Source organism: Endozoicomonas sp. SESOKO1, from assembly GCF_024606265.1.
In the GTDB taxonomy this organism is placed as follows: Bacteria; Pseudomonadota; Gammaproteobacteria; order Pseudomonadales; family Endozoicomonadaceae; genus Endozoicomonas.
Window position 1 is genome coordinate 1 of record NZ_JAHHPP010000086.1, and the last position, 9,251, is coordinate 9,251.

Annotated in this window: 11 protein-coding genes; 9 read left to right on the forward strand and 2 right to left on the reverse strand. The window is 50.8% G+C overall.

The features are described from left to right. Positions 1 to 209: 209 nt before the first annotated feature. Together KDK13_RS04580 and KDK13_RS04585 are read left to right on the forward strand one after the other, a co-directional pair. The gene (locus tag KDK13_RS04580; RefSeq protein WP_257283758.1) at positions 210 to 476 is read left to right on the forward strand and encodes an AbrB/MazE/SpoVT family DNA-binding domain-containing protein; all 267 of its coding nucleotides are present in this window, start codon (positions 210 to 212) and stop codon (positions 474 to 476) included. Next, entirely contained in the window at positions 476 to 814 is a 339-nt protein-coding gene (locus KDK13_RS04585; protein WP_257283759.1) for a type II toxin-antitoxin system PemK/MazF family toxin, read from the forward strand. The genes KDK13_RS04580 and KDK13_RS04585 overlap by 1 nt, the downstream gene beginning before the upstream one ends. Positions 815 to 992: 178 nt before the next feature. On the opposite strand, the gene dcuC is transcribed toward KDK13_RS04585, so the two are convergent. Further along, entirely contained in the window at positions 993 to 2,366 is a 1,374-nt protein-coding gene (dcuC, locus tag KDK13_RS04590; RefSeq protein ID WP_257283760.1) for a C4-dicarboxylate transporter DcuC, read from the reverse strand. 66 nt (positions 2,367 to 2,432) lie between these two features. Here dcuC and KDK13_RS04595 point away from each other — a divergent pair, with 66 nt between their 5' ends. The 4 genes from KDK13_RS04595 (at position 2,433) to ptsN (ending at position 5,159) form a co-directional block, all read left to right on the forward strand. Further along, a complete protein-coding gene (locus tag KDK13_RS04595) occupies positions 2,433 to 2,723 on the forward strand; it encodes a hypothetical protein (protein WP_257283761.1) in 291 nt (96 codons plus the stop codon). 16 nt (positions 2,724 to 2,739) lie between these two features. Further along, entirely contained in the window at positions 2,740 to 4,197 is a 1,458-nt protein-coding gene (locus tag KDK13_RS04600; protein WP_257283762.1) for an RNA polymerase factor sigma-54, read from the forward strand. Between the two features lie 158 nt (positions 4,198 to 4,355). After that, positions 4,356 to 4,670, forward strand: coding sequence for a ribosome hibernation-promoting factor, HPF/YfiA family (gene hpf / locus KDK13_RS04605; RefSeq protein WP_257283767.1), 315 nt, complete (start codon positions 4,356 to 4,358; stop codon positions 4,668 to 4,670). A gap of 27 nt (positions 4,671 to 4,697) precedes the next feature. Then, a complete protein-coding gene (ptsN, locus tag KDK13_RS04610) occupies positions 4,698 to 5,159 on the forward strand; it encodes a PTS IIA-like nitrogen regulatory protein PtsN (protein ID WP_257283763.1) in 462 nt (153 codons plus the stop codon). Positions 5,160 to 5,256: 97 nt separating this feature from the next. Here the strand turns inward: ptsN and KDK13_RS04615 are convergent, their stop codons facing one another. Further along, positions 5,257 to 6,027: a hypothetical protein gene (locus KDK13_RS04615; protein ID WP_257283764.1), complete on the reverse strand. Its 771-nt coding sequence runs from the start codon at positions 6,025 to 6,027 to the stop codon at positions 5,257 to 5,259. A gap of 408 nt (positions 6,028 to 6,435) precedes the next feature. On the opposite strand from KDK13_RS04615, the gene rapZ reads away from it, so the two are divergent. From rapZ to mgtE, 3 genes are all read left to right on the forward strand, one after another. Further along, positions 6,436 to 7,293, forward strand: coding sequence for an RNase adapter RapZ (rapZ, locus tag KDK13_RS04620; protein ID WP_257283765.1), 858 nt, complete (start codon positions 6,436 to 6,438; stop codon positions 7,291 to 7,293). After that, positions 7,293 to 7,562, forward strand: a complete 270-nt coding sequence (locus KDK13_RS04625) for an HPr family phosphocarrier protein (RefSeq protein ID WP_209202052.1) — start codon at positions 7,293 to 7,295, stop codon at positions 7,560 to 7,562. Before rapZ ends, KDK13_RS04625 begins: the two co-directional genes overlap by 1 nt. Before the next feature lie 116 nt (positions 7,563 to 7,678). Next, positions 7,679 to 9,037 carry a magnesium transporter gene (mgtE, locus tag KDK13_RS04630; RefSeq protein ID WP_257283766.1) on the forward strand — a complete coding sequence of 453 codons (1,359 nt, stop codon included), beginning with the start codon at positions 7,679 to 7,681 and terminating at the stop codon, positions 9,035 to 9,037. The last annotated feature ends 214 nt before the right edge of the window (positions 9,038 to 9,251 follow it).

A 9,251-nucleotide genomic window follows, 5' to 3' on the forward strand; every position in this document is an offset into this window, starting at 1 on the left:
TCTGACATCTGGACACACCTTAAGGGGCTTTGATATTACCCGTGCTTGTGTGTCCAGAAAACTATAACCACTTCAACTGCCACCGCTGATATATTCTTGCCCCTGCGCTGATCAAGCTCTTTAATCCAGTTACACGAGTTGACACATTTTCCAAAGAATTTAGTATATACATTTGTATATACATAGTATGAGACGATGAGGACGACGATATGCAAACAGAGATAAAGAAATGGGGTAACAGTGCAGCGGTGAGACTGCCGGCAAAGGCGCTTGCTCAAGCTGGTATAGAGATCAATAGCAGCGTAGAAATAGTGGCAGTTAATGGAGAGATTATCCTGAAACCCATTGCCAACCCAACGGATGAATACACTCTGGATGACTTGCTGGCAACTGGCCCTGACAACGCCTTTGACTTGCAGGATGATGAAGACAGGGAGTGGCTCAACGACGACCCCAAGGGACAGGAGCTGTTGTGATGAAAACAGGGTATATACCTGATCGTGGTGATGTAGTATGGCTGGATTTTGACCCGACCAGGGGGGCGGAAATTCAAAAACTACGACCCGCTTTGGTACTCTCCCAAAAGTTATTCAATACAAAGGTTAAATTAGCCCTGGTTGCGCCCATTACATCGACCATCAGAGGGCACGGATTTGAAGTTGTGATCAATGGTAAAAATGTGTCGGGTGTCGTATTGTGCCAACAAATCAGAGTGATCGATTTCAGAGAAAGAATGGCCAGGTTTGTGGAAAAAGCACCAAAACATACGGTTGCGGATGTGTTAAAAAAAGTGCAGGTTATTGTCAGTTCTTAGTGTGGACATTAAGCTCAGGAATTGCCCCAGAATAATTTGCGCATTTCTGAGTTTCAAAACTCCGTTCGTCGTAAGCAGGGCAACGGCAACAACGGCGACACAGATATCCAGCGTTTCACGAACATTATGATCGGTGATCATTTGCATTAAAGCCCCCGCCAGGCGGGGGAGAAAAGGATCAGACAAAAAGAATCAGGTGCAGCGCCATACCAAAAACAAACGCACCAATCATCGGTACCGATGTTCTTTTCACCACTTCAAAGGGTGAGATTCTGGCAATACCGGCACAGGCAATCACCACCGCAGCAATGGGTGACATGGAACGCCCCATGGACGCCGCAAAGTTCATCGGCAACAGCATGGCCACCGCCGGAACACCAAAGCTTCTGGCGACGTCCGGAGCCAGGGTAGCAAACGACAGGAATGCCGCATTGCCAGAGCCCATCATAATGGCAGCAACGGCAATCAGCGTGGCCATAAACAGGGTCATTGCAGAAGCACCGATACCCAGCCCCTGGGCCGAGCCCAGCAGGGAGTCAATAGCGCCAATATGCTTCAACCCCGTGGCAAAAATTTCAGCACCGATAATCAGACCCACCACCGGACCAAAGACCGCTCCCATGCCATTGAGGAAGTGATCGAAGCCTGCAAGGGACTCTTTCATTTTCCGTGAACGGATCACTTCACAGAGCATCCCGGCAAATACGCTGATCAGCATGGCCATGACCAGGTTCATTTTGATGGACGACACCATCATTTTGGAAAAGATCAATAGCAGGAAGAAAGGGATCATGGGCAGCAGCGCATACAATGCGGGAGCTGGCGCTTTCTTGTCATCATCAGAGCGTTCGATGCCCTCACCGACATGCTCTGCAGCTATATAGCCCTCTTTCAGATCGCACCGACGCTGCCAGACAAAGTGAAGGGCCGCCGCTACCAGGGCCATGGGAACGGTAATCCAGGCCTGATAATCCAGGAAGTATTCGGTAATCTCCAGCCCGGACTGGCTGGCGGCAAAGTTGGCGTTCACCTGGGTCACACCGATTTCAAACGCCGCCGGAGACGCAATCACGGCAACCGCGGAAGCCGGGCTTAAACCGATATTTCTCAGCACGGGGTAGAGTGTCACCATCAAAAGCAGGCCAAGGCCGGTTGCCGAGGTGACGAACATCTGCAGCACAACGCTTACCAGATAGCACAGCGCCAGAACCATATACGGAGAACGAAAACGGCTGATGGGTTTAACAGCCAGTCTCACCAGCGCCTCTGAGGCACCGATATGGGACATGTAGCTGGCAAAACCGCCACAGGCCATAATGGTCAGCCCCAGGCTGGCCATACGGTGGCTGAATACCGAGTTCATCAGTTCAAACAGGTCAAAAGGCATAAAGCCGGTGGCCCTGGCCGTCGGCAGGATATCTTTTACCCCCATCAACGCTGCGGCACTGAGCAATACAATGCCGGCAATGGCCAGCGAGGCCGATGCACTGTAGTTCTTCACGATGGCGTATATAACCAGTGCAACCACGGGTATGACGATGAGTATATCCACACGAAATCCTGAAAATGTTTGAATTTCGTGCAGGTTATTTCCTGTACAACCACTTGTAATTGATCGATGTCAAATAATGATCGGGTACTTTTTTTAAACCATCCTGACAGTCGTTATAACCGAACCCTGAAAGCGGAAAGTACTGACAGCCCACAAAAAAAACACGTAACCCCATCCTGTTCAACCCCTGCACATTTTTTGCTGAAGCTATGGTTTCAGAAACGACTATGGGTTTATAATCAGCCGCACATGGAGAGTAGTCGCAACAACATCCGTGCCAGCACTGACCCGCCTGCGGTTAACCCTTCTGTAGAGACCCATCAGTTTCACCTGCAGTCTCCACGGACAACGAAGTAAAGGTATACGGTTGCCTATGAAGCCTTCCTTACAGCTCAAGATGGGCCAGCAGTTGACCATGACGCCGCAACTGCAACAGGCCATCCGGCTGCTGCAGCTATCGACCCTGGATCTTCAGCAGGAGATTCAGGAGGCCCTGGAGTCCAATCCCATGCTGGAGTCCGACGATAGCCAGACAGACGACACCAGCAGTGAAGGACAGGAAGGGCTTGTTGATCTGAGTGAAGCCACCCCGGAGCCTGAGCCACAGGAGATGGCGGAATGGTCAGACAGTATTCCCAATGAACTGCCCGTGGACTCCGCCTGGGACGAGGTGTATTCCAGCCTGTCGGCCAGCAGCAGCGATGATGATTATGATCCCCTGGCAAAGTCCTCCTCGGTTGAGTCCCTTCAGGATCACCTGGAATGGCAACTGGATATGGTGCCCATGAGTGACCGGGACCGCCTGATTGGTCTTGCCATCATCGAAGCGGTTAACCCGGATGGTTATTTGACCTGTACGCTGGATGACCTGTTTGTCTCCCTTCAATCCCAGCTGGAAGAGCTGGAGATCGAGGAGGTCAGCGTGCTGCAACATCGGGTCCAGCAATTCGACCCGGTCGGTTGTGGCAGTTCCGACTTAAAAGAATGTCTGTTAGTCCAGCTTCGCCAGCTACCGCCATCAACCCCTCATTTCAACAATGCGGAAAAACTGATCACCCGTTACCTTGGGTTGCTTGGCACCCGTGACTATGCCCGTATCATGCGGCAAGCCAGACTGAAGGAAGAGCAGCTGCGGGAAGCCCTCAGCCTGATTCAAAGCTTCAACCCCAGGCCCGGCAATGTTATTGACCAGACTGAAGCTGAATATGTGGTTCCGGATATATCCGTCCGTAAAATCAGGGAGCGCTGGACCGTTGAGCTGAACGCCGATGCCCTGCCCAAACTGCGCATTAACAACAATTATGCGTCCATGGTGAAAAGAGCCAATAACAGCCGCGACAATGTGTTCATGAAGAACCACCTGCAGGAAGCCCGCTGGTTTTTGAAAAACCTGCAAAGCCGCAATGAAACGTTGATGAAAGTGGCAACCCGGATCATTGCCTGCCAGCAGGAATTTCTGGAAAAAGGGGACGAGGCGATGAAACCCCTGGTGCTGGCGGATATTGCCGAGGCGGTTGGCATGCATGAGTCGACGATATCCCGGGCAACCACTCAGAAGTATATGCATACTCCCCGGGGCGTTTACGAACTCAAGTACTTTTTCTCCAGCCACGTCAGCACAACAGAGGGCGGTGAGTGTTCCTCCACGGCCATTCGGGCCCATATCCGCAAACTCATTGCTGAAGAGACACCGCGCAAGCCGCTCAGTGACAATAAAATTGCCGCAATCCTGGGGGACCAGGGAATCAGGGTAGCCAGGCGCACCATCGCCAAATACCGGGAGTCCATGAAGATTCCCCCATCCAATGAGCGCAAGCAGTTAGTACCATAGGAGCCTGTCCGAGGATCCGTTAATGCACCGGACAAAAAGCAGTTTTTTTGTCTCAGGGCATTCCAAGCTGCATTGACAGTGTTAGAATCGAAGACAGCCAGTACGAAAAATCCCGCGGACTGGTGATTATCTGGATAATGGGATCAGGAGAGCGTTACATGCAAGTCAACATCAGTGGACATCATGTCGAGGTAACAGAAGCTCTGCACGACTATGTGATCAAGAGACTGGAACGTCTCGGCTCACATTTTGACCACATCACCAATGTACAGGTGACCCTGAGTGTAGAAAAGCTGGCGCAGAAAGCAGAAGCCGTTCTGCATACCCGCGGAGCCGAGATTAATGCGACCGCCGAGCACGAAGACATGTACGCAGCCATTGACCTGCTCTCGGACAAGTTGGATCGGCAGCTGGTTAAGCAAAAAGAGAAAGCCCTGGACAGGCAACAGGGCGCCAGTGGCCATGCCCTTTGATATTTCAGGTTGCCATTCTAAATTAGCATGATGATTCATCGCATCCTTACCCCCGAGCGCACCTTTGACGGTGTGCACGGGGCCAGCAAAAAGAAAATCCTGGAATTTATCGCCGACCACGTTAGCAGCGACGTCCCCGAAATCAATGCCAAAGCACTGTTTGAAGCCCTGGTTGCCAGGGAGCGTCTCGGTACAACCGGGCTGGGTGAGGGCATCGCTATTCCTCACTGTCGTTGCCAGGCCTGCCCGAAGCCTATCGGTCTCTTTATACGACTGGCAGAACCCGTCGACTTTGATGCTGTAGACCGCAAGCCCGTTGACCTGGTATTCGCGTTGATCGTACCGGAAGGCGAAAACCAGGAACATCTGGACATTTTGCAGGCGCTGGCGGAGCGGTTTCATTCAAAACCGTTGTTGGAGAAAATTCGTTCAGCTTCTGAAACAGAGTTGCTCTATCAATTCATTGTGGGTAATGGTTCATCCGCTTAAAAAAATTCCCACACAATTGTGTGGGAAATAGCACGTTACAGCATGGTCAGTTTCAGACTGGTTGCCTGACAGACCGGGCTGCGTAATCTGCTCGAAGTCAACTATTATTTATTCTTGCATTAAACAGCCTGGCGTGTTCACGCCTGTCTTCTTGTCTCTGCTTAAACTCAGCTTTCCAGGCCAGATGGGCTGCCTGCCGTTTATCATTCTCAGCTTTCCGTGCAGCCGCGTCGGTGACGGATTTAACACTGTGCTTCAACGAGGATAGTTCCCCCTGTGCTTGTTCTTCCTTAATGAACTCGGAGAATTTTTCAGCACGCTTATTTTCAAGGTAATTGATAGAGTGACAGAACTCAGATGAAAGCTTTGGAGGATTTAACTTCATCTCCGCTACCGGTGAAGCCAAAAATGCTTTCGTTTGCTCCTGGAACATCCGCTCACGTTTTCTTTCAAGGTCCTTTATAGAAGAACCTGTCACCGATTTGAGCTTGGGAGAATTGTTCTTCAGCTCCTTCAGTAACGGATTATGAATATCACGCTGAGCTTGCTCCGGGTGAAAGACATTAGGGTGCGTTTCCTGGGTAACCTTGGGAATCTCGGGAATGATACCCAACAAAACGCCTATCTTTCTGAATACTACTTTGGTTTGCTCCCAGCTGTATTTAACGGTGTCTTTAAATTCCTGAAAGATAGATTTTGATTCTACTTCTTTTACCATTCGGCCATAGGCAGTGGCAAAATCATCAGGGATGTTGTCCCTTTCAGCTTTCCCGATTTCTCCGTCAGCACCGACATAGGCAGTAACGGATGTGTTATCGAATGCCGGATCATTAATGCGTAGTACTGTTGTGTGTTGAAGTCCGTTCATAATTACCACTCCTTTTCTTAAGAAATTGTTACTTCAATGTAAAAGCCATTCCATCGTTTCCAACTCCCCTGATGACATAACCTGTAAATGGCAGCTATTGAAATAACCCTGCAGGTCTGAAATCAGCTTGGAGATAACTCTACAGGCAAAACAAAAAAATTTGGCTAACCGTACTGTTATCACTACTGACAAAAACAGCCAGCTAACATCCCAATAGCAATAATTAAAAAATTAACATTCAAAAACAATAAGTTATGAGCCTGCATGGTTTTCAGTGCACCCCGAATTATCCAGTAGGCTTCTTGATCAAAAGTTGCTTTAATAGAGGAAGGGTCAGCTTTAAATACCTACAGACCACCTTTTAGCCTCTAAATAAATGCAATGCTCAGAAAGCATAAAGGAACAGCTATGAAACTTATCATCATCAGCGGGCGCTCCGGTTCTGGAAAAAGTTCAGCCCTGCACACCCTTGAGGATGAGGGTTTTTATTGTGTCGACAATCTTCCGGCCAGCATGCTTAACCAATTGCCGGATACCCTGAAAGGCCATCATTCAAAGCCCCCCAGGATGGCAGTCAGTATTGATGTCAGAAACCTGCCCGGAGCGCTGGATAACTTTCCTGATCTGCTGGAGTCCCTGCGGAATAAAGGTATTGATTGTCAGGTTCTGTACCTGGACACCGACAGTGAAAAACTGGTCAGCCGTTACAGCGCCACACGCAGAAAGCACCCACTGAGTAATGACCAGACGTCACTCAGGGAAGCCATAGCGTTAGAAAAAAAGCTGCTCGTGCCTGTGCTGATCCAGGCAGACCTGAAAATCGACACCACCTCACTCTCTGTTCATCAGATGAGGGACATGATCAAGCAGAAGTTCTGTGATGATCAGAAAAGTGGTGTGACGGTGCTTTTTCAATCGTTTGGCTTTAAAAACGGCATTCCTTCCGATGCCGACTTTATCTTTGATGTCCGCTGCCTGCCCAACCCTTTCTGGGACGAATCCCTCAGGGCATACACAGGCCTGGAGCAGCCGGTCATCGACTTTCTCAAGGATGAGCCTTATGTTATCGAAATGATGGATGATATCAGTGCCTTCATCGAAAAATGGCTCCCACGCTTTGAGTCAGCCCAGCGCAGTTATATGACGATTGCCATCGGTTGCACTGGAGGGCAGCACCGCTCAGTCTATATTGGTAACACACTGGGCACCTTGTTCACCAGTAAACTGGAACGGGTTCAGGTCAGACACAGAGAGCTTCACGAATAATGATTACCTATCGAAAAAAAATCATTAACAAACTGGGCTTGCATGCCCGGGCGGCATCCAAGTTTGTTTCCACATCATCGGCTTTTGCCAGTGAGATTGAAATCGGATTCAATGGGCGAAAGGTTGATGGCAAGAGTATCATGGCAGTGATGATGCTGGCGGCAGGACAGGGCTCAGAGCTTGAGCTTCATTGTGATGGCCATGATGAAGAGGCCGCCTGTCTTGCCCTGTGCGAACTGATTGATGACCGCTTTGGTGAAGAAGAATAACTGGCTCCCCATTACCGGGGAGTAGTGACCATAGATACAATAGAAACCATCCTCCACTTTACTCTGGCCATCCGGCATTATACCGGGTATGCAAAAAACCATTCAGGCAGATAACAATGGCACAGCAACTGCAATTGAGCATCGGTGAAGCCGAGCTGAAAAAACTGAATGATGCTCTTGAACACGGTGTTTCTGCAGAATTGCGCACCATGTTGAACACCCTGCCCCCTGCGGACACAGCACACTTGCTGGAGTCTTCCCCACCGAAATTGCGCAGCCTGTTATGGCGGTTGATTGACCGGGAACAGGAAGGTGATGTTCTTCAGGAACTGAGCGAAGACGTTCGCCAGTTCTTCCTGGACCGGATGAACATTGCCGAGCTGAAAGCCATCACTGAAGGTCAGGATGTTGATGACATTGCCGACCTTCTGCAGCAACTGCCTGACACCATCACCCGGCAGGTTCTGGACTCCATGAACAGTCAGGACCGCCAGCGGGTTGAGGCCGTTCTGGCGTATCCGGAAGATTCCGCCGGTGGCTTGATGAACACCGACACCATTACGGTGCGCCCCAATAACACCGTTGATGTGGTACTTCGCTACCTCCGCCGCCACGAAGGCATTCCGGATACCACTGACAGCCTGCTGGTGGTCAATCGCCGTGATGAATACATTGGCCGCCTGCCCCTGACCCTACTGCTGACCACCGAACCGGGCGCCACCGTCAGGGAGGTGATGTTAACCGACCGTGACCCGATTCCTGCGGATATGCAGGATACCCAGGTAGCCCAGCTGTTCGAGCGACAGGATCTGCTCTCCGCCCCGGTGGTAAATGACAATGGTAAACTGCTCGGACGGATCACTATCGATGATGTAGTAGACGTTATCCGGGAAGAAGCCGAACACTCCATGATGAGCATGGCCGGCCTGGATGACGATGAAGATACCTTCGCCCCACCGCTGCGAACTGCACGACGCCGGGCTGTCTGGCTGGGTTTTAACCTGATTACTGCCTTTATTGCCGCCTCGGTGATTGGTCTGTTTCAGGAGACCATCGATAAAGTGGTGGCCCTGGCGGTACTGATGCCAATTGTGGCGGGTATGGGGGGCAATGCCGGCAGTCAGGCCCTGACCCTGGTGATCCGGGGTATGGCACTGGGGCAAATCAGTAAGACCAACCTACGTTGGCTGTTGAGCCGGGAGCTGGTTGCCGGCTTTCTGAACGGGTTGTTGTGGGCAACCCTGGTGGCCACCATCGCCTGGCTTTGGTTTGATGACCCGATTATTTCCCTGGTGATCGCCTGCGCCATGGTGATCAACTTAAGCGTTGCCGTTATCACCGGTGCGATCCTGCCAGTCCTGTTGAAATCATTGAATATTGATCCGGCCCTTGCCGGCAGTATTATCCTGACCACGGTTTCCGATGTGGTGGGATTCTTCTCATTCCTTGGGCTGGCGACTGTTTTCTATGGGTAGCGTTTGAACCACTTTGAACCACAAAGGCACAAAGAAGAGCAAAAGATTAGTAGGAGCAAAGCGCTTAGGAATTGTCCCGGAATAACTTCATCATTTTATTCAGGCTGGGAAAATGCCGCCGCCCGCTGCCCGCCACCCGCTTCCCGCTTCCCGCAAAAGCACAAGTGGTTCCAGCTTTTGCGGGCAGCGGGTAGCGTCTGTAGAAATGTCGAAG

Excerpts from the sequence above, each read along its gene's own strand:
- KDK13_RS04580 (WP_257283758.1), top strand. The coding sequence starts at position 210 with ATGCAAACAGAGATAAAGAAATGGGGTAACAGTGCAGCGGTGAGACTG.
- KDK13_RS04585 (WP_257283759.1), top strand. The coding sequence starts at position 476 with ATGAAAACAGGGTATATACCTGATCGTGGTGATGTAGTATGGCTGGAT.
- KDK13_RS04595 (WP_257283761.1), top strand. The coding sequence starts at position 2,433 with ATGTCAAATAATGATCGGGTACTTTTTTTAAACCATCCTGACAGTCGT.
- KDK13_RS04600 (WP_257283762.1), top strand. The coding sequence starts at position 2,740 with ATGAAGCCTTCCTTACAGCTCAAGATGGGCCAGCAGTTGACCATGACG.
- hpf (WP_257283767.1), top strand. The coding sequence starts at position 4,356 with ATGCAAGTCAACATCAGTGGACATCATGTCGAGGTAACAGAAGCTCTG.
- ptsN (WP_257283763.1), top strand. The coding sequence starts at position 4,698 with ATGATGATTCATCGCATCCTTACCCCCGAGCGCACCTTTGACGGTGTG.
- KDK13_RS04615 (WP_257283764.1), bottom strand. The coding sequence starts at position 6,027 with ATGAACGGACTTCAACACACAACAGTACTACGCATTAATGATCCGGCA.
- rapZ (WP_257283765.1), top strand. The coding sequence starts at position 6,436 with ATGAAACTTATCATCATCAGCGGGCGCTCCGGTTCTGGAAAAAGTTCA.
- KDK13_RS04625 (WP_209202052.1), top strand. The coding sequence starts at position 7,293 with ATGATTACCTATCGAAAAAAAATCATTAACAAACTGGGCTTGCATGCC.
- mgtE (WP_257283766.1), top strand. The coding sequence starts at position 7,679 with ATGGCACAGCAACTGCAATTGAGCATCGGTGAAGCCGAGCTGAAAAAA.